The organism is Mesorhizobium sp. CA16 (genome assembly GCF_020165175.1).
Lineage (GTDB): Bacteria > Pseudomonadota > Alphaproteobacteria > Rhizobiales > Rhizobiaceae > Mesorhizobium.
Map to the genome: position 1 here is coordinate 209219 of NZ_JAIUHP010000007.1, position 20289 is coordinate 229507.

General features: G+C 64.6%; 17 protein-coding genes. 9 read left to right on the forward strand and 8 right to left on the reverse strand.

The window, feature by feature from the left end; genetic code table 11:
* Nucleotides 1-8: 8 nt before the first annotated feature.
* Complete coding sequence (locus tag LB525_RS13090; RefSeq protein ID WP_224544928.1) at nucleotides 9-1085, reverse strand: LacI family DNA-binding transcriptional regulator; 1077 nt, start codon at nucleotides 1083-1085, stop codon at nucleotides 9-11.
* 146 nt (nucleotides 1086-1231) lie between these two features.
* Here LB525_RS13090 and LB525_RS13095 point away from each other — a divergent pair, with 146 nt between their 5' ends.
* A complete protein-coding gene (locus tag LB525_RS13095; protein ID WP_224544929.1) occupies nucleotides 1232-2263 on the forward strand; it encodes a hydroxyacid dehydrogenase in 1032 nt (343 codons plus the stop codon).
* A 15-nt stretch (nucleotides 2264-2278) separates the two neighbouring features.
* Here LB525_RS13095 and LB525_RS13100 read toward each other — a convergent pair whose 3' ends face one another.
* On the reverse strand, nucleotides 2279-2953 hold the full coding sequence (locus LB525_RS13100; protein ID WP_140838959.1) for a GntR family transcriptional regulator: 675 nt from the start codon (nucleotides 2951-2953) through the stop codon (nucleotides 2279-2281).
* A 139-nt stretch (nucleotides 2954-3092) separates the two neighbouring features.
* On the opposite strand from LB525_RS13100, the gene LB525_RS13105 reads away from it, so the two are divergent.
* From LB525_RS13105 to LB525_RS13140, 8 genes are all read left to right on the forward strand, one after another.
* Nucleotides 3093-3680, forward strand: a complete 588-nt coding sequence (locus LB525_RS13105) for an amino acid synthesis family protein (protein ID WP_224544930.1) — start codon at nucleotides 3093-3095, stop codon at nucleotides 3678-3680.
* Nucleotides 3673-5484, forward strand: a complete 1812-nt coding sequence (locus LB525_RS13110; RefSeq protein WP_224544931.1) for an alpha/beta fold hydrolase — start codon at nucleotides 3673-3675, stop codon at nucleotides 5482-5484. Before LB525_RS13105 ends, LB525_RS13110 begins: the two co-directional genes overlap by 8 nt.
* A gap of 5 nt (nucleotides 5485-5489) precedes the next feature.
* On the forward strand, nucleotides 5490-6542 hold the full coding sequence (locus LB525_RS13115) for an LLM class flavin-dependent oxidoreductase (protein ID WP_224544932.1): 1053 nt from the start codon (nucleotides 5490-5492) through the stop codon (nucleotides 6540-6542).
* Complete coding sequence (locus tag LB525_RS13120; RefSeq protein ID WP_224544933.1) at nucleotides 6539-8014, forward strand: aldehyde dehydrogenase; 1476 nt, start codon at nucleotides 6539-6541, stop codon at nucleotides 8012-8014. The genes LB525_RS13115 and LB525_RS13120 overlap by 4 nt, the downstream gene beginning before the upstream one ends.
* Nucleotides 8015-8075: 61 nt before the next feature.
* Nucleotides 8076-9080 (forward strand): ABC transporter substrate-binding protein, encoded by a 1005-nt coding sequence (locus LB525_RS13125; RefSeq protein WP_224544934.1) that lies wholly within the window; start codon nucleotides 8076-8078, stop codon nucleotides 9078-9080.
* Between the two features lie 65 nt (nucleotides 9081-9145).
* Nucleotides 9146-10006 carry an ABC transporter permease gene (locus LB525_RS13130; RefSeq protein WP_224544935.1) on the forward strand — a complete coding sequence of 287 codons (861 nt, stop codon included), beginning with the start codon at nucleotides 9146-9148 and terminating at the stop codon, nucleotides 10004-10006.
* Between the two features lies 1 nt (nucleotide 10007).
* Nucleotides 10008-10808 carry an ABC transporter permease gene (locus LB525_RS13135; protein WP_224544936.1) on the forward strand — a complete coding sequence of 267 codons (801 nt, stop codon included), beginning with the start codon at nucleotides 10008-10010 and terminating at the stop codon, nucleotides 10806-10808.
* A complete protein-coding gene (locus LB525_RS13140; protein ID WP_224544937.1) occupies nucleotides 10805-11911 on the forward strand; it encodes an ABC transporter ATP-binding protein in 1107 nt (368 codons plus the stop codon). The genes LB525_RS13135 and LB525_RS13140 overlap by 4 nt, the downstream gene beginning before the upstream one ends.
* A gap of 106 nt (nucleotides 11912-12017) precedes the next feature.
* Here LB525_RS13140 and otsB read toward each other — a convergent pair whose 3' ends face one another.
* From otsB to LB525_RS13170, 6 genes are all read right to left on the reverse strand, one after another.
* A complete protein-coding gene (gene otsB / locus LB525_RS13145; protein WP_224544938.1) occupies nucleotides 12018-12800 on the reverse strand; it encodes a trehalose-phosphatase in 783 nt (260 codons plus the stop codon).
* Entirely contained in the window at nucleotides 12797-14587 is a 1791-nt protein-coding gene (locus tag LB525_RS13150) for a trehalose-6-phosphate synthase (protein ID WP_224544939.1), read from the reverse strand. Before LB525_RS13150 ends, otsB begins: the two co-directional genes overlap by 4 nt.
* 148 nt (nucleotides 14588-14735) lie before the next feature.
* Nucleotides 14736-16898: an amylo-alpha-1,6-glucosidase gene (locus LB525_RS13155; protein ID WP_095769803.1), complete on the reverse strand. Its 2163-nt coding sequence runs from the start codon at nucleotides 16896-16898 to the stop codon at nucleotides 14736-14738.
* A 153-nt stretch (nucleotides 16899-17051) separates the two neighbouring features.
* Nucleotides 17052-18110: a glycosyltransferase family 4 protein gene (locus LB525_RS13160; RefSeq protein ID WP_224544940.1), complete on the reverse strand. Its 1059-nt coding sequence runs from the start codon at nucleotides 18108-18110 to the stop codon at nucleotides 17052-17054.
* 78 nt (nucleotides 18111-18188) lie between these two features.
* Nucleotides 18189-19001, reverse strand: coding sequence for an ABC transporter permease (locus tag LB525_RS13165; RefSeq protein WP_140838984.1), 813 nt, complete (start codon nucleotides 18999-19001; stop codon nucleotides 18189-18191).
* Between the two features lie 3 nt (nucleotides 19002-19004).
* A complete protein-coding gene (locus LB525_RS13170) occupies nucleotides 19005-20285 on the reverse strand; it encodes an ABC transporter permease (RefSeq protein WP_224544941.1) in 1281 nt (426 codons plus the stop codon).
* Nucleotides 20286-20289 lie beyond the last annotated feature (4 nt).

Sequence of the window (20289 nt, forward strand, 5' to 3'; positions counted from 1 at the left end):
GCTTCCGCTCACGACAATGGGGGCTGTTGTCGGTCTCCTCCCCCGGAATGCGGGCCGTTGCCTGGCGAGCCAACGGATTCCCGCATCAACACCTGGCAGGGCTCGAGCCGCGCCGCGGGTGGTCCCGCATCACCCTCGACCCTGCGAAACAAAAGGTTCATCGCCTCGCTGGCGATCCGGTGCACCGGCTGCACCACGGCCGCGATCGCCGGCCATGTCACCTGCATCCATTCGGCGTCGTCGAAGCCGACCAGCGAGATATCGTTCGGGCAATGCCAGCCGCGGCGGCGGAATTCGGACAGCGCAACAAGCGTGCCCTTCAAAAGCAGCGAATAGACGGCGGTCGGCCTCTCGCCTCTCCCGAAATAGTCGCGCAGCGAAGATCGCAGCGGCTCGACGCTGACTTCCGAGGTGATGACGTCGATGCGCACCGACGGGTTGAGCGCCAGCGCCTGGCTGCGAAAACCTTCCAGGCGCGCCCGCACCGTCGCCGCCTGCTCGGCAAGGCCGATGACCAGAATATGGCTGTGCCCATTGCCGATCAGCATCCGCGCCACTTCGGCGCTGGCGGCGAAACTATCGGCCGAGACCGTGTCGAAAGCGTCGTCGGACAAGACACGGTCGATCAGCACGCCGGTCATGCCGTGGGCTTTCATGAAGGCAGCCGCCGGCCCGTGCTCATTGCGCACCGGCGCCAGCACCACGCCGGCAACGCGCCAGTCATGCATGCGGGCGAGGATCTCCTTCTCGCGCGCCTCCGATTCACGGCTCGATGCCGCGACCAGCGTGTAACCCCGCTGCTCGGCAAGGCCTTCCAGCTCGGTGACCATCGAACCGAAGAACTCGCTTTCGAATTCCGGCATGATGGCGCCGATGATGCGGCGCTTGGCCCTGCGCATGTCGGACGCCAATGGATCGACGCGGTAGCCCAGGCGTTCGACGGCATCGAAGACGCGCTGCGCGTTTTCAGGCTTCACCGTGGTGACGCCGGCCAGCACCTTGGAGACGGTGGCCGCGGACACGCCGGCATGGCTTGCCACGTCATGGATCGACGGACGCCGCTGCCGGGCTTCCTGTTGCGCCATTGACTTCCTCCCGAGGGCAGGCAGCCAATCAGCCACCTCGCCATTCCAATCGATAAATCGATTTTTCGTTCTTGTAAATCGTTTCACCGGGAGTAAGACTGGAAAGAAGTGATTGATGCGATCCAATCGTGTCCCGGGAGGAAAACATGTCAGACAACACCTTGCCGCTGGTGATCAGCGCACCCGAACCGCGCACGCTCGACCTGATCTTCACGCCGCCGCAACTGGCGCGCCTGCGCAGCCACTATCGCATTGTCGAGACCACGCCGGAAGACGTTTCCGCCCTACCCGCCGAAACTTTGGCCGAGGCGCGCTATATCATCGGTCAGCCACCGATTTCATCCGAAACGCTGGAAAAGCTGAAGGCGCTGCGCTGCGTCTTCAACGTCGAGACCAACCTCCTCAACAACATGCCCTATGAGACGCTGTTCGCGCGCGGCATCCATATCGTCACCACCGGGCTGGTTTTTGCCGAACCGGTGGCGGAGCTTGGCCTCGCCATGGCGCTGAACCTCGCGCGCGACATCGTCGACGCCGACCTCGCCTTCCGGCAGGGCAAGGAACTGTGGGGCGGCGACGGCAACCAGACTGCGCGGCTTCTCTCCGGCGCGGATGTGGGCATCATCGGCTTCGGCGATCTCGGCCGCGCGCTCAACCGCCTGCTGACCGGCTTCCGCACCCGCACGAAAGTTTTCGATCCATGGCTGCCGCCATCGATCCTGATCGACAACGGCGTCGAGCCGGCCTCGCTGGACGAGGTGCTGTCGCAAAGCGATTTCGTCTTCGTCGTCGCTTCCGTCACCAGCGAGAATGAGGGTTTCCTGGGCGCCGACGCCTTTGCCAGGATGCGCAAGGGCGCGGCCTTCATCCTGCTCAGCCGCGCCGGCGTCGTCGATTTCCCGGCGTTGATGCAAGCGGTGAAGAGCGGCCACATCGTCGCTGCAAGCGACGTCTTCCCCGAGGAGCCGCTGGCCAAGGACCATCCCGTCCGCACCCTCCCCGGCTTCCTGCGTTCGGCGCATCGCGCCGGCGCGCTCGACGTCGCCTTTAAGCGCATGGGCGACATGGTGCTGGAGGACATGGACCTTATCGACCGCGGCCTGCCGCCCCTGCGTTCCAAGCGCGCCGAGCGCGAGACGGTTTCGCGCATGCGCTCCAAGCCGGTCGACAGGAATTAGTTTCGAGCAGGCTGCCTAAAGCGTCCCGAGCCGAAGCGCGTCGCGCGCGATTTGCCAGGCCGTCTCCACATGCCGCCGCGCCGCCGCCTCCGCCGCTTCTGGCTTGCGCGAACGGATCGCATCCATGATCGCCTGCATTTCGGCGATCGCCGGCTCGCGGCGGTTCTGCGACAGGATTGTCATCGAACGCAGCTGGTTGATGCGGACGTTGAGACCGGTGACGATCTCCCAAGCTATGCGCTTGTCGGCGGCTTCAAAGAGCACCTCATAGAAGCTCGCCGTCGCCCGCATCACCTCGGCCGGCACGCCCGACGCCCACGCCTCGAGCAGCTTTGCCAGCGCCGCATCGAGCAGCGCGATCTGACCGTCGGTGGCCGATGTGGCGCAGGCCTTCGCCGCAATGCCCTCCAGCAGCGCGCGCAACTCGTAGATCTCGTCGGTCCGGCCAAGATCAGGCTTCGCCACGGCCGGCCCATGTCCAGGTATCATCTGCACCAGGCCTTCGGCCTCCAACTGCCGCAGCACCTCGCGCACGACCGAACGGCTGACCCCGAGCTGGTCGCATAGCGGCCGCTCGACCAGCCTTTCGCCGGGCTGGAAATGGAAATCCATGATCGCCTCGCGCATGCGCTCCAGCGCCAGCGTCCTCAACGTTTTGGCGGAGCGGTCTATGCGAAGCGTGTCAGCCATTTTTCCTGAATCCTTAGCCTCGTCACAAAAACCGATTCCATGACCGATTGACAAGACGCATGGCACTCCATAGCATGGTATACCATAAGACGATACAGAAATCGATGGGCCCCGAGCGGCTCCCATCCTGAGGAATTTCATGCAGCCGGCCATCCGCAAGATCGTCACCTATACCGAGAACACCCTGATCGAGGGCGGCAAGACGGCCCGGCGGCCGCTGCGTCTGATCGGCGTCGCCGCGGTGCTCACCAACCCATGGGCAGGCCGCGGCTTCATCGAGGACCTCTCCCCCGAGATCCGCGCTTTCGCGCCGGTGCTCGGCGAAACGCTGACCAATGAGATTATCGGCGCGGCAGGCTCGGGCGAGGTCATCGAAGGCTACGGCAAGGCCGCCATTTGCGGCACGTCGGGTGAGGTCGAGCATGCGTCGGCGCTGATCCACACGCTGCATTTCGGCAATCACTATCGCCGGGCCGTCGGCGCCAAGACCTATCTCGCCTTCACCAATCTGCGTGGCGGTCCGAACACGCCGATCATGATCCCGCTGATGGACAAGAACGACGAAGGCCGCCGCTCGCATTACCTGACCGTGCATTTCCAGATCGGCGACGCGCCCGCGCCGGACGAGCTGGTGGTGGCGCTCGGCGCGTCCATCGGCGGCCGCCCGCATCACCGGATCGGCGACCGCTACCAGGATCTGAAGGAGCTCGGAGATCTGCATGGCTGACGCCGCGACGATCCGCAGCAAGGCGCCCGACGGCACCGGCTTCATCCGCGCCGGTTCGGGCGCGCCGGTCCTGCTCATCCACGGCGTCGGCATGGATGCCGCGATCTGGCAGCCCCAGATCGCCGCTATGCAGGACCGCTTCGACGTGATCGCCATCGACATGCTCGGCCACGGTTCTTCGCCCCTGCCGCCGGAGAACGCCCGCCTGTCGGACTTCGCCGATCAGGCGATCCGTCTGTTGGATCATCTCGGCCTTGCCCGCGTCGCTGTCATCGGCCACTCGATGGGCGCGCTTGTCGCACAGGAAATCGCGCTTCGCGCCCCGTCGCGCATCAGCGCCCTCATCTGCCTCAACGCCGTTTTCCGGCGCCCGCCCGAGCTCGCGCAGGCGGTGCGCGAACGGGCGGCAGCGCTTGGCGGACCCGGCGACCCATCGGCCATCGCCGCCACGATCGCCCGCTGGTTCGGCGATCCGATCCCGCCGGCTCTTTCGGACGCGGCCGCGACGGCCCGCGCGGCGCTCGAAGGCGTCGATCGGCAAGGCTATGCCCGCACCTACCGCCTCTTTGCCAGCGCCGATACCGCGCACGCCGATCGTCTGCCCGATCTCACAGTACCCGCGCTGTTCATGACCGGCTCGGAAGATCGCAACTCGACAGCCGCCATGTCGGCCGCGATGGCACGACTGGCGCCAGCTGGGCGATGTGTGGTGCTGAACGACGAAAAGCACATGATGACAATCGCTTCCCCGCAAAAAGTGAATCAGCGCATCATAGGTTTCCTCGACCAGGTCGCGGCTGTTGGCGGACCGGCGGTGGAAGACGGCACCGCATTCGACGCCATGGAGTTCCGACGCGCGCTTGGCTCCTTCCTGACCGGCGTCACCATCGTCACCACGATCGACGAGTCTGGCGATCCGCGCGGCTTCACCGCCAACTCCTTCACCTCCGTCTCGCTCGAGCCACCGCTGGTGCTGGTCTGCATCGCCAAGAAGGCTCTGGGGCATCAGGTCTTCTCGACCTCCAGGGGCTTTGCCGTCAACATCCTGTCGGAAGCCCAGAAATCCGCATCCGGCATCTTCGCCTCGAAGGCCGCGGATAAATTCGCCTCCGTGGCATGGCAGTCCGGACAGACCGGCAATCCGCTGATCGGGGGATCGGTCGCGGTGTTCGATTGCGGTATGGAGCAATTGGTCGATGCCGGCGACCATTCGATCCTCATCGGCCGCGTCCATGACTTCAGCCACAATGGCGCCCAGCCGCTCGGCTATTGCCGCGGCGCCTATGTCACGCCGGGCCTGAGTCAGGAGGCGTTGGCTGCCGCCGCTCCGCCCGGAACCGAGGTCGGCGCGATCCTCGAGAACGAAGGCCGCGTCCTCTTTTTCGAGACCGCCGAGGGATCCTACCAATTGCCGGCCGGCCGCGGCCTCGGTGCCGCGAACGATGCTCGCAGCCTCAGGGGAAAACTTGCCGCCAAGGCGATCGATGCCGAGCTCGGCTTCCTCTACGCAGTGTGGGATGACGCGGCGGACGCCGCACGCACGCACGTCTATTATCGCGGGACTGTGGACGCCCCCGTCTACGGCGACGGCCAGATCCGGTTTGTCGAAATCGAACGCATCTCCGAATTGAAGATCGCCGACCCGGCTGTCAGCTCGATGCTCGCCCGCTATGCGCGCGAGCGCGCCGAGGACACTTTCGGCGTCTATGTCGGAAACGAGGTCGAAGGCGAAGTCCGGCCGCTTGCCAAGCCGGCGCCGTCGGCGCCAATCCATTCCGGCCCAATCCATTCCGGCCAGCGGTGAGATCGATGAAGTTTTCGCTTTTCGTCCATATGGAGCGCTCGGATCTCGCCAAGCCGCATTCCGAATTGCTGGCTGAACTGGAAGAACTGGTTCTGTTGGCGGAGCAGGCCGGCTTCGAGACCGCCTGGATCGGCGAGCATCACGGGATGGAATTTACTATCTCGCCGAACCCGTTCATCAACATCGCCTATCTCGCCGCAAAGACGAATACTATCCGTCTCGGCACTGGCACGATCATCGCCCCCTTCTGGCACCCGATCAAACTCGCCGGCGAAGCGGCGATGGCCGATGTCATCACCCGCGGCCGGCTGGATCTGGGCATCGCCCGCGGCGCCTACAGCTACGAGTATCAGCGCGTCTTCCCGGGGCTGGATGCCTGGGGCGCCGGCCAGCGCATGCGCGAGATCATACCGACGATCCGCGGCCTCTGGGACGGCGATTACGAGCATTCCGGCGAGTTCTGGCAGTTCCCGCCGACGACCTCCTCGCCCAAGCCTTTGCAAAAACCCTACCCGCCGATCTGGGTGGCCGCGCGCGATCCGAACTCGCACGACTTCGCAGTGGCCAACCAATGCCAAGTCCAGGTGACGCCGCTGGCCTCCGGCGACGGCGAGGTCGCAAGCCTGATGGAACGCTTCAATGCCGCCTGCCAGGCGCATCCGGACATAGCGCGGCCACAGATCATGCTCCTGTTGCACACTTTCGTCGCCGAGGACGCCGCCGACGCCGACCGCCTGACCCAGGACCTCTCGCAGTTCTACTGCCAGTTCGGCGCCTGGTTCCAGAACAAGAAACCCGTCCGCCAGGGCGTTCTCGAGCCGCTGACCGAGGATGAGATCGCGGCGATGCCCCAATACGCGCCCGACAAGATCCGGCAGAACCTCGTCATCGGCGAGGCCGACGACGTGATCGCGAGGCTGAAGAGCTACGAGGCGCAAGGCTATGACCAGTACTCGATCTGGATCGACAGCGGCCTCTCGCATGAGCGCAAGAAGAAGTCGCTGCGGCTGTTCATCGACAAGGTGATGCCGGCCTTCCAGGAGATGGGGTCGCGATGAGCAGCACCGCCTTCAGGAACTACATAGACGGCCAGTTCGCCGAGGCGTCCTCCACTTTCGACAGCATCGATCCGTCGACGGGCCTGCCCTGGGCGACGATGCCCGCCGCTTCCGTTGCCGATGTCGACTGCGCCGTGGAAGCCGCCCACCGGGCGTTGCGCTCCGGCCCATGGGCGGCAATGAACGCAACCGCGCGTGGAAAACTGCTGGTCAGGCTTGGCGATCTCGTCGCCGCCAATGCCGGCCGCCTGGCCGAGCTGGAAACGCGCGACACCGGCAAGATCATCCGCGAGACCCGCGCCCAGATCGCCTATGTCGGTGACTACTACCGCTATTATGGCGGGCTGGCCGACAAGCACGAAGGCGCCTTCATCCCGATCGACAAGGCCGACATGGAAGTGACGGTGCGGCCGGAGCCGATCGGCGTCGTCGCCGCCGTCGTGCCGTGGAACTCGCAGCTCTTCTTGTCGGCGGTCAAGCTCGGCCCGGCGCTGGCCGCCGGCTGCACCGTCGTGCTCAAGGCCTCCGAGGATGGGCCGGCGCCGCTGCTCGCTTTCGCCGAGTTGGTTAGCGAAGCCGGCTTTCCAGCCGGCGCGGTCAACATCCTCACCGGCTTCGGCTATGATTGCGGGCACCGCCTGACCAGCCATCCGCTCGTCGCCCGTGTCGCCTTCACCGGCGGCCCTTCGACCGCCCGGCGGATCGTCGCCAACACCGCCGAGAATCTCGCTTACACCACGCTCGAGCTCGGTGGCAAAAGCCCGGTCGTCGTCTTCGCCGACGCCGATCTCGACAGCGCCGCCAATGCAGTAGTGGCCGGTATTTTCGCCGCCACGGGCCAGAGCTGCGTCGCGGGCTCGCGGCTGCTGGTTGAGCGCTCGGTCAAGGACGAATTCCTCGCGCGGTTGAAGCGCAAGGCGGAAGCCATCGTCATCGGCGACCCGCAGGATCCCGCAACCGAGATGGGTCCGCTGGCGACCGCGCGCCAGCGCGAAAGGATCGAGGCAATCGTGGCGGAGAGCGTGGCTGCAGGCGGCCGACTGGTCACCGGCGGCGCGCGGCCGAAGGGCAAGGCCGACGGATACTACTACGCGCCGACCATCATAGAGGCGCAGGACCAGGCTCTCGCCTGCGTGCGCGAAGAGCTGTTCGGTCCGGTGCTGAGTGTGCTTGCCTTCGACAGCGAGGCTGAAGCGCTGGCTTTGGCCAACGACACGCAATTCGGGCTCGCCTCCGGCGTCTTCACCTCAAATCTCGCCAAGGCGCATCGCATGGCCTGCGGCATCCATGCCGGCGTCGTCTGGGTCAATACCTACCGCGCCGTCTCGCCGCTGGTCCCCTTCGGCGGCTACGGCCTTTCCGGCCTCGGCCGCGAAGGCGGCCTCGACGCCATCCGCGACTACACGCGCTCGAAATCGGTGTGGATCCGCACCTCCGACGACCCGATTCCCGATCCCTTCGTCATGCGCTGAGACGGCATGGCGAGGGTGCCGACAAGAACAAGAACGGAACAACCAATCAGAGGAGAACGACATGAAACTGATTTTCGCCGGCGTCTTTGCCGGGTTGATAGCGACCACGGCCGCAAAGGCCGATGAAATGGTGTTTACCAGCTGGGGCGGGACGACGCAGGAAGCCCAGACCAAATCCTGGGCCGAGCCTTTTACCGCCTCTTCGGGCATCAAGGTGCTGCAGGACGGACCGACCGACTACGGCAAGCTGAAGGCGATGGTCGACGCCAAGAACGTCACCTGGGACGTCGTCGACGTCGAGATGGATTTCGCCATCAAGGCGGCCAAGGACGGCCTGCTCGAGCCAATCGACTTCGCCGTCGTGCCGAAGGCCGATCTCGATCCGCGCTTCAGCAATGAGAACGCCGTCGGCAGCTTTTACTATTCCTTCGTGCTCGCCTGGAACAAGGGCGCCGTCTCCGGCGAGCCGGCAAGCTGGGCGGACATGTTCGACACCAAAAAGTTTCCGGGCAAGCGAACCTTCTACAAATGGTCGGCGCCGGGCGTGATCGAGATCGCGCTGCTCGCCGACGGCGTGCCGGCCGACAAGCTCTATCCGCTCGACCTCGACCGCGCCTTCAAGAAGCTCGACACCATCAAGTCGGACATCGTCTGGTGGGGTGGCGGCGCCGAATCGCAGCAGCTGATCGCCTCTGGCGAGGCCGCCTTCGGCCAGCTCTGGAACGGCCGCGTCTTTGCGCTCGAGAAGGACGGCGCCGATGTCGGCGTGTCCTGGAACCAGAACCTCACCGCCGCCGACGTCTTGGTGGTGCCGAAGGGCGCCAAGAACAAGGACGGCGCTATGAAATTCCTCGCCGCCGCGACCAGCCCGACCGGCCAGGCGAAATTCGCCGAGGCGAGCGGCTACGCGCCGATCAACACCAGGGCCAAGGCGGAAATGCCCCCCGACGTGGTCAAGGGCCTGCCGGACGCCCATGTCGACGGACAGATCAACCTCGACATGAACTACTGGGCCGAGCATCGCGACGAGATCGCCACGCGCTGGTACGCCTGGCAGGCGAAGTAAGGACCGTCCTTTGACAGGATCGGGGCGGCACCGGCCGTCCCGACCAGCAATCCGGGATTACCGCCATGTCGGTGGAAGCACAGCAAGGGATCGCAAGCCTTCGAATACCGGCAGGCCTTGGCGGCCTGCTTCCGGCGTTGATCCTGATCGGACTGTTTTTCGTCGTGCCGGTGCTGGCGCTTTTGCTCCGCAGCGTCACCGACCCCGCTCCGGGCCTGCAGAACTATGCGGCGCTGCTGGGCGACGGCACATACGCGCGCGTCTTCTTCAACACTTTCCTCGTCGCCTTCGTCGTCACCATGGTCACCGTGCTCGTCGCCTTCCCAGTTGCCTGGATGCTGGCGATCATGCCGCCGGCGCTCGCCTCGATCCTGTTCGGCATCATCATCCTTTCGATGTGGACGAACCTCTTGACCCGCACCTATGCCTGGATGGTGCTGTTGCAGCGCACCGGGGTCATCAACCGGGCGCTGATGGGCGCCGGCATCATCAACCAGCCGCTGCCGCTGATCAACAATCTCACCGGCGTCACCATCGGCATGGTCTACATCATGCTGCCCTTCATGATCCTGCCGCTGGTCGGCACCTTGCGCGCCATCGATCCGATGACTTTGCGCGCCGCCGCTCTTTGTGGTGCCAGCCCGCTCGCCGCCTTCAGGCGCATCCTGTTGCCGCTGTCACTGCCCGGCATAGCCGCCGGCGGCCTGATGGTCTTCGTCATGTCGCTCGGCTATTTCGTCACGCCGGCTCTGCTTGGCGGCACGTCGAACATGATGCTCGCCGAAATGATCGCGCAGATGATCCAGTCGCTGCTCAACTGGGGCCTGGGGAGTGCTGCCGCTTTCATCTTGCTCGTCGTCACCATGGCGCTTTATGCGTTGCAGTTGCGCCTGGTCGGGTCAAAACGCCCGGCGGGAGGCGCCTGAGATGCTGCTCGATTATGACCGCCTCGGCTGGTTGAAGGTCGCGCTCCTTGCCTTCACGGCATTGGTCGCAGCCTTCCTGCTGCTGCCTGTGGTCTTCATCGTGCTTCTCTCCTTCGGCTCCTCGCGCTGGCTGGCCTTTCCGCCCCCCGGCTGGACGCTGAAATGGTATCAGGAGCTGTTCGCCGACCCGTCCTGGATCGAAGCGGCCCTCACTAGCGCGCGTATCGCCACGATGACGGCGATCCTCGCCGTCGCCATCGGCCTGCTCGCCTCCTTCGCGCTGATTCGCGGCCAGTTCCGCGGCCGCGACGTCCTGCGCGGGCTGCTGCTCACGCCGATGGTCCTGCCGGTTGTCGTTTTCGCTATCGCCATCTACGCCTTCTTGCTGCGCATGGGTCTCGGCGGCACCACGATCGGCTTCGTCGTCGCCCACACCGTGCTGGCGCTGCCCTTCGCCATCATCCCGATCGCGACCGCTCTGGAAGGCTTCGACAAGTCGATCGAGGATGCGGCCATCGTCTGCGGCGCCAGCCCGCTGCAGGCTAAGCTCAGGATCACCCTGCCCTCGATCCGCATCGGCATCTTCTCCGCCGCGATCTTTTCCTTCCTGGCGTCGTGGGATGAGGTCGTGGTCGCTATCTTCATGGCGAGCCCCACCCTGCAAACCTTGCCTGTCAAGATCTGGGGCAGTCTCCGCTCCGACCTCACCCCCGTCATCGCCGCCGCATCGAGCCTGCTGGTCGCGCTCACGCTCGCCCTGATGATCGTGACGGCACTCTTGCGCCGAAAGCTGCAGACATGACCCAACCCTTTCTCTCGATCCGCAAATTGCGCAAGGCATTCGGTGCCTTCACCGCCGTTCATGATGTGACGCTGGATATTCCGAAGGGCGAATTCCTGACCTTCCTCGGGCCGTCGGGCTCGGGCAAGTCGACCACGCTCTACGCCATCGCCGGCTTCCAGGACCCGACCGCCGGGAACGTGCTGCTGCAAGGCAAGTCGTTGCTGTCGGTGCCTTCGCACAAGCGCAACATTGGCATGGTCTTTCAGCGCTACACGCTGTTTCCGCATCTGAGCGTCGCCGAAAACGTCGCCTTCCCGCTCCGCGTCCGCCGCCGGCCCGAGGCCGACGTCAGGCGCAAGGTCGCCGACATGCTCTCCCTGGTGCGGCTGGAAAGCTTCGCCGAGCGTCTGCCCGCCGCGCTCTCGGGCGGCCAGCAGCAGCGCGTCGCGCTCGCCCGCGCGCTGGCCTACGATCCGCCCATCCTGCTGATGGACGAGCCGCTCTCGGCGCTGGACAAGAAGCTGCGCGAGGAGATCCAGGCCGAGATCCGCCGCATCCATCGCGAAACCGGCGTCACCATCCTTTACGTCACCCACGATCAGGAAGAAGCGCTGCATCTGTCGGACCGCATCGCCCTCTTCAGGGACGGCCGCATCGAACAGATTGGGACCGGCGAGGACCTCTACCTTAGGCCCGCAACCGATTTTGTTGCCGGGTTCATCGGCAACTCGAATTTCCTCGCAGCCGAGCATCTGGAAACGGTGGGCGGCGCCTCGACCATCCGCCTCGCGGACGGCGCGCTTGTCTCCGGCATCAATTCCAATGGCAGCTTCGCGCCCGGACAGAAAACCAGGCTGATGATCAGGCCGGAAGCGTTTCGCCTGGAGCGCTCGCCCAACAATGCGGAGCTTGCGGTCGAGATCGTCGATGTCGCCTTCTACGGCGAGCGCCGGCGTATTGTGGCGCGCACGAGCGCCGGACAGGAAATCGACATCCGGCCGACATCTTCGGCAGCGGCAAAGCATGATGCCACGCTGGGTAGGCGGCAGATATTCTTCGATCCCGGCGGTGCCTTCCTGTTTCCCGCCTCGAGTAAAACCGGTAAGGAGCTGACGTATTAACGATCCGACCAAGCTTGAGCGCTCGGCAAGCAGATCGGCGTGTGCGAGACGAAGAAGGCGGATAAGAACGAGATTATCGCCATGATCACGGGCCTGCAGCGCCTGCCTAAGCGACTAGATCACTCCTTGGCGTTTGCGTGGCCGGCCCTCCGAAATTGGCCTCGAGCCAGGCAATGGCGCTCGCAACATCCTCGATGGCGAAGCGCGCGGTGGTCTCGCCCTGCGGCTTGACCCGGATCGAAATTCCCCCGGCGGCATTGACCGTTTCGAAGCCGTTCTCGTCGGACGTATCGTCGCCAAGGAACACAGGACGCCTGCCGCTGAACGGACCCGTCTGCATGAAGCGCCGGATCGCGGCGCCCTTGGCGGCCTCGAGCGGCATCAGCTCGACGCCGGCATTGCCGGCGATGACACGGTAACCTTTCGGCAGGCGCTCAAGCGCTGCCTCGACCAGTTCCGTCGCCCGTGCCAGAAGCTGGGGCGCTGCCCTCGTATGGATGGCGAGCACAGGTCCCTTGCGCTCGACATAGACGGCCTTGCTTGCCAGCTCCAGTTCGATCTCGTCGGCGAGCGCCGCCATGTCCGCCGGCTCGTCGGCGGCCTCGATCCGGCCATCCGGCGCAAGCCTGTGCTCCAGCCCGTAGAGGCCGGCGATCCTGAGCTTCAAGGGATCGAACAGATGGTCCACGGCCGCGATCGAGCGGCCGGTGATGAAGGCGAGCGCTCCGTCCAGCCGCCGTTCGATCGTCTGCAGCAATTGCCGCAACTCGGCGCTGACCGACACGCTGTCGGGATGCGCCGCGTGCTCCAGCAAGGTGCCGTCGATGTCGAGGAAAAGCGCCCACCGGCCTTCGGGAAGCGGCGGGGTAAGGTCTGCCTGACTATTCATCGGAATCCGACTGCCTGCTTGCGTTCGAACATGGAAACGACATTGTCGCCGGTGGGGCTTGCCGGCCGGTCGTATAGGGCCGTGACCCGGTCGAGGTCGCCGCGCTTCCTGAGCCGCGCCGCGTCGAGCAGCATGCTGCCGGCCCAGCGATAGACATTGTTGTCGCGCACGATGTCGCGCATGCGCCGCATGCGCTCGTGCTGCTCGTCCGGCCCCATGGTCATCGCCTGCAGCATCGCCTCGCTCATCATCGCCGCGTCGTACGGATTGACGATCAGCGCCTCCAGCAATTCGCGCGAGGCGCCCGCGAAGGTGCTGAGCAGCAGCACGCCCTGCTCGTCGTCGCGCGACGCCACGAACTCCTTGGCGACGAGATTCATGCCGTCATGCAGGCTGGTGACGAGGCAGATGTCGGCGGCGCGATAAAGCTCATAGACCGCGGCTTGTGAATGGTGCTCGGCCACCATGACGACCGGCTGATAGGATTTGCTGCCGTAGCGCTGGTTGAGCTCGTCGGCATAGCGCAGGCATTCATCGTGCAGCTGCTTGTAGGCAGGCAGCGTGCCCCGGCTTGGTGCAGCGATCTGCAGAAATACGACGTTGCCGATCGTTTCTGGATGACGGATGAACAGTTCCTCAAGCGCATGGAAGCGATCGAGGATGCCTTTGGTGTAGTCGAGGCGTTCGACGCCGACGCAAAGCTTGGCGCCAGCTGGAATTCTGAACCGCTTGCGCACGCGCGCCCGGCACTCCTCGACGCTCGGAAGAGTTTTCAGCAGCTCAACCGGCCACTCGATCGAGATCGGATAGGAATGCACCAGCGTCACCTGGCCGCCATAGGAAATGGCCGCGTCGGCTCGCTCGATCCGGCTTTCCATGAAACGGTCGACGCTTTCGGTGAAGTTGTTGGCGTGGAACTGGGTGTGGAAGCCCACGATCGAGCTGCCGAGCAGGCCGTCGAGGATACGCTCGCGCCACGGGCAGATGCTGAACACTTCCGAGTTCGGCCACGGTATGTGCCAGAAGGTGATGACGATCGCCTCCGGCAGGCGCTCGCGGATCATGCGCGGCAGAAGCGCGAAGTGGTAGTCCTGGACCAGCACGATCGGCCGCTCGTTGCGCGCCTCGGCAACCACCGTCTCCGCGAATTTGCGGTTGACGGCCTCATAAGCCTCCCAGTCGGATTCGCGGAAGATCGGGCGCGTGAACGCGATATGGCAGAGCGGCCACAGGCCCTCATTGGCGAAGCCAAGATAGTAGCCCTGATATTCGTCGTCGCTCAGCCAGACGCGGCGCAGCGTGTAGGAAGGATTGCCGGGCGGCACCTGCACCCGGTCGTTCCTGTCCACCACCGTCCGGTCGGCAGTGCCGCCGCCATAGGCGATCCAGGTGCCGGCGCAAGCGCGCGTGATCGGTTCCAGCGCCGAGACCAGTCCGCTCGCCGGCACGACAAGCTCGACGTCGCCGTTCCTGGTTTCGTTGTGGATATAGGGCTCGCGATTGGAGACGATGATGACCTGCGCATCCGGCAACTCGTCAGCGAGGATCTTGCGCAACGTCTCCGGCGACCATGTGACCAGGGCCGCGTCGACCGACTGCCCGTTCTTTTCGAATTCGCGCAGCACCTTGCGCGCGGCCTCTGTGGCGAAGTCGTCGCCGGGGCCTGCCACAGCCGAAATCCTCGGGTGATTGCGACGGTACCGGGATATCGAAATGAAAATGGCGAATGCGGAAAGTCCAAGGCTTGCGAGAATAAGGACCAGTAACAGAACGCTGTATTGTGTCATTGAAATGCCAGGCTGCCTCCGGCTGTCCGCTCATTATTTTCGTTCTTGCCGGCTGCGGACGGCAGACCGGTCCACCTGTGCAACGCACAAGCCGGCCATGGGTTCCGACATTTTTCGATTGTTGAACGCGGGCTTGCGACGCCTTCTTCTAAGTCCGCACGATAAGCGGCACCTGGCCTTCATGACGATCGGAAAGGAAGGCGGCGACACGGTCGCCGACCCGCTGGAAGGTCACATCGACGACCTTGTCCCCGACACTCAGATGCCGGAGCATCAGGGTGTCGATACCGATCGGCAGCCTCGGGCGCGTGACATGCAATTCGCCTTTCCAGCCATCGATTTCCAGGCCCAGACAGGCCTGCATCAGCATGAAGGTTGAGCCTGCCGACCAGGCTTGCGGCAGGCAGGCCACCGGATAGGCGATCGGCGCTTCGCCCGGCGCCCGGGCGAAACCGCAGAACAATTCGGGCAGCCGCATATTGAAATGAACGGCCGATTCGAAAGTGCCGCTCATCAGCCGCACAACGCTGTCGCGTTCGCCATAGCGGGCGAGGCCCACGCCGCAAAGCGCAGTGTCGTGCGGCCAAATCGAGCCGTTGTGGTAGGACATCGGGTTGAAGAACACCGCATCGTCGGCGAGCGTCCGCAGCCCCCAGCCGGAATGGAAGGCAGCCGACAGCAGCTGCTCGGCGACCAGCTTGGCGCGGTCGGGCTGCGGCAGCCCGACAAAAAGCAGGTGCCCGGCATTTGTCGTTCGAACCTTGCAGGGCTGGCCCTCGCCATCGATGGCCAAGGCGTAGAAATTCAGGTCGTCCAGCCAGAAATCGCGTTCCACGGCGATCCGCATTTCCTCGGCGCGGCCCTCCCAGTGCTCGGCGTCGGCGAATTCGCCGCGGCGGCGTGCGAGCGCCGCCATGCCGCGGAAGGCGGCAAAGACATAGCCCTGCACCTCGACCAGCGCGATCGGCCCCTTTGGGATGCGCCCATCGGCGTGGAAGACCGAATCGAAGCTGTCCTTCCACCCCTGGTTGGCGAGGCCGGACTCGGCGGCGCGCTGGTAGGTGACGAAACCGGTGGCGCGGCTCGCCTCCTCCGTCCAGTCGGCAGCGGCTTTCAGCGAAGGCCAAAGCTTGTCGATGAAGGCCATGTCGCCGGTGCGGTCGGCATAGGCGGAAGCCAGATGGATATAAAGCGGCGTGGTGTCGACGCCTCCGTAATAGCGGCCGAAAGGAAGCTCGCGCAGCGCCGCCATCTCGCCCTTGCGCGTCTCATGCATGATCTTGCCGGGCTGCGAATCCGAAAAGGGCGACGTTTCGGTCGCTTGGTGCTCGGCCAGAAAAGCAAGCACCCCGCGCGCCAGGCCGGGATTGAGCCAAAGCATCTGCAGGCTTGAGATCACGCCGTCGCGCCCGAATGCGGTCGAAAACCATGGGATGCCGGCATAGGGATAGGGGCCGGTCGGAAGCTCGGTGGTAAGCAGCGCCACGTCGGCGCGGGCGCGCTCGACCCAATCGTTGAACACGCGCCCCGAGCTGTGCACCGTGGCGCCGTGCCTGCGCTTGGCGCGCATGCCGAACCGCGCGCGCGCCGCCGCGGCGCGGAAGCGGTCGCGATCGGGCGGGTCGGCGATCGCGGGGCCGACCTCGACATAAAGCACCTTTCGGCTGCGCTTGGTTACGGCGATGAGGAAATCGGCGCGATTGTCGCTCAACTGGTCTGGCGCCTGCGAAAAGGAGATTGCCGAAAGTCGCGGCAAGCCGTCCAGGCCGTCATAGCCGAGCAGGACCGTGGTCTTGTCGGTCTTGGCGATATGCGTGGTGCCCCGCTTCACCCGGGTCGAGCCGCGCACCTCGAACATGTCGCGAAAGTCGGCGGCGAAATGCAGCGACGCGGTTATGGTGGAATGCTCGCGGCTGTAGTTGGAAAGCGTGATGCGCTCGAACAGCCTGTCCTGCCAGATCAGCCTGACGCGCTCGATATGGATCGCGCCCTGCGGCATATCGCGGCCGGCAGCGCTTTGAATAGGCAGGTTGGTCAGGTTGGACGTGAACAGCACATTGTCCTGGCTGAGCGATGCACCGAGCAGCGACATCGGCCTGCCGCCGATGGTCAGCCGGAATTCGGACAGCACGCGCGTGTCGTCGCGGAAGAACCCGTCGCCCGAACCCCTGATGTCGCCATAGGCGTCGGCGACGGCGAAGCAGTCGCCCTGCTTGAGGGCAAAAAGCCGGTGCGGTTCTCGCGGCGCCGTCTCGTCGAGCGAGGAAAGGGCCACGGCAGGATCGAGCTTGCGCTCGTCGAGCTCCGTCATTCGTCACCTCTTCGGTTGCCCCACCCTAGAGCATGATGCCGAAAAGTGTGAGGCGGGTTTCGGACGACATCATGCTCTATCTCTTTGATTTGGAGCCGGATTCAGATTTCAGGTCGAACAGACCTGAAATCATCCGGCTCTAGGCAGTCAAGGTCAGGAGGCCCTGGCCTCCGGCATGCCGGTCAGACGCATATAGGCAGAAAGGTAGTCGCGCGCCATTCTTGTCGCCGAGAACCTTTTCTCGAAGACTGCCCTCACCTGCCGCCGGTCGAGTTCGAGAAGCGCGGGCATCGATGCGACCGCATCGTCGACATTGTCCACGACGAAGCCGGTGACGCCATTGTCGACGATCTCCGGCAGGGCGCCGTTGTTCCAGGCGATCACCGGTGTGCCGCAGGCCATGGCCTCGATCGCGACGAGACCGAACGGTTCCGGCCAGTCGATCGGGAACAGCAGGCCTGCCGCGTTGCCCAGGAATTCGGCCTTCTCGTCTTCCGTGATCTCGCCGACATAGTCGATGTGGTCGCCATCGATGAGCGCCTCGATGTTGTCGCGGAAATAGGTGCGGTCGTCGTCGCCGATCTTGGCCGCCAGCTTCAGCTTCAACCCGGACCGGCGCGCGATCTCGATGGCGCGGTCCGGTCGCTTGTCGCGCGACAGGCGGCCGAGGAAAGCGAGATACGGCTCTTCCCCATGTGGTTCATAGGTCGGCCGGTAGGCATCGAGCGGCAGTCCGTGATGGATCGTCGCCAGCCAGTTCGCATCCGGCAAGCCGCGCTTCTGGCTGTGCGAGATCGAGATCATCGGGAAACGCGGGAAACGTTTGTAGGCCGGCGCCAGGTCGACATAGTCGAGCCTGCCATGCGGCGTCGTCACCGTGCGACCCGCGATCTGCTCGAAGAACGGAAAATGCAGGAAATGGCTGAGATGGAAATGAATGACGTCGAATTCGCCGGCGCGTTCGCGCACATCGGCGAGCATCGCCAGATGCGCGGCGATTTCCGATTTCTTCGGCCGCGGATCGAGGCGTATCGCCTGGTCGCGGCCTGGCACCAGTCGCGCCGATGTCTCGCTGTCACCGCTCGCGAACAGCGTGACGTCATGCCCGAGCTCGACGAGTGCCTCGGTGATGTAGAAGACGATCCGCTCCGTGCCGCCGTAAAGTTTCGGCGGCACGGCTTCATAAAGCGGCGCGACATGGGCTATGCGCATCTGGTCCCTCAGCTGTTGACGCGAGGCAAAATGCGTCAGCCGCGAGATCGTTCCTGCCCAATTGGTCGCGGGTTAGCCTCAGGACTTACGGCTGCGCCGTGCCAAAATGTTCGCCACCAGCAAAAGCAGGATGGATAGCGCCATCATTAGGGTCGCCGCGGCAGTGATGGCGGGCGAGAGTTTTTCGCGCAGGCCGATGAACATTTCGAGCGGCATGGTGCGCTGGCTGGCGCTGGCCAGGAACTGCACGACGACCACTTCGTCGAAGGAGGTGACGAAGGCGAAGGCCGCGCCCGAAAGCACGCCGGGCAGAATCAGCGGCAGCATGACGCGAAAGAACGACGTCAGGGGTTTGGCGCCGGAGATCGCCGCGGCTCGCATCAGGTTGCGGTCGAAGCCGGTCAGGCTAGCGCCTACCGTCACCACCACGAAGGGGCTGGCCAAGGCGGTATGCGCCAGGATGATGCCGGCATAAGTGCTGGCGAGCCCAACGCGGGCGTAGAATAGATAGGAACCGACGGCTGTGATCACCACCGGCACGATCAGCGGCGAAAGAAGCAGCGGCATGATAATGCGCCGACCCGGAAACTTCTCGTCGGAAAGTGCGATCGCCGTCAGTGTCCCGAGCGTCGTCGCGATCACCGTCGTCCCGAGGGCGATGATCAGGCTATTGCCGATCGCCGACTGCCAGCGCTGGGTGCCGAGCACGACCTCGTACCAGCGCGTCGAGATGCCCTCCAGCGGGAAGATGAAGAAGGCGCCGCTGTTGAAGGAGAGCGGCACCGGGATGAGGATCGGCACCAACAGGAACAGGATGACCAGCCCGCACCAAATCCACAGCAGCGTGATGCGGATGCGTTCGCCTGTTGTGGGATAGGGAGAGAGCAGCATGGGCTACACCAGCTTCAGGCGGTCGAGGCCGAGGACGCGGGCAAAAATGCCGAACAGCGCCAAGGTGAAGACGAGCAGGATGAAGGACAGCGCCGCCGCCATCTCCCAGTTCAGTTCGACATTGACGTAGTTGGCAATGAAATTGCTGATCAACTGGTCGCTTGCCCCGCCTATCAGCGCCGGCGTGATGTAGTAGCCCAGGCACAGGATGAAGGTGAGCATGCAACCGGCCATTACGCCAGGGAACACCTGTGGGATATAGACGCGACGGAAGGCGGTGAAAGGCCTGGCGCCCAGCGAGTAGGCGGCCTTCATCTGCGAGGCCGGAATGGTGCGCATGACGCTGTAGATCGGCAGCAACGTGAACGGCAGCTGGATATGCGTCATGGCGATGATCAGGCCGACGCGGCTGTACATCAGGTCTAGCCGGTCGCTGGTGACGCCGATCAGGAGCAGGAAATCATTAACCAGGCCGAACTTCTGCAAAAGCACCGTCCAGGCCGCGGTACGCACCAGGATCGATGTCCAGAACGGCAACAGCACCGCGACGATCAGGATGGCGGCTAGCCCCTTCGGCACGTTGGCGATGAGATAGGCGAGCGGAAAGCCGAGGATCAACGTTGCTAACGTCACCGACGCCGCGACGAAGAAGGTGCGCAGGAACACCTGGATGAAGATCGCCTGCTCGGGCGGCTCCCGCTCGATGCCGCCATCGGCGTTCCAGCGCAGGTCGAGCGCGCTGAGCAGGTAGAACGAGGTGAGGCTGCTTGTGCCGCTCCGGATCGCCGGCCAGGTCGATGGCGCCGACCAGAACGGCACCGATTTCATGGCGTCGAGCGCGGCCTGGCCATCGGCGCTTTCGAGCTTGCGCACCGTCTTCAACACCTGGCTACGGGCCCCAGGCAGCCGCGCGTTCAGGCTCTTGGCCAGTTCATAGGCCGTGCCCTTGGCCTGGTTTTTCTTGAGGTCCGCCGCCAACGCGGCGAAGGCGTCGTCGCCGGGAAGGCCCTGGCCGTTCCAGCCGGCCAGGGCCGCGGTCGTCTTGGGCAGTGCGTCCGCGATGGTCGGGTCATAGACGGCGCGGGACAAAAGCAGCACGATCGGAATACCGAAACTTAAGGCCAGAAGGACGAGCAGCGGCGCTGCCAGAAGCAACGAGCGCATCCGGTCGCCGAGTTCGGCGCGGCGGAGCGCTGCCGACACGGATTTCAGATCCGCGTCGGCGGCTGACCGGTCGCGGGCCAGCGTCGGCCGGTCGATTTCGCTGGGCTGGAACGCCGACATCCCG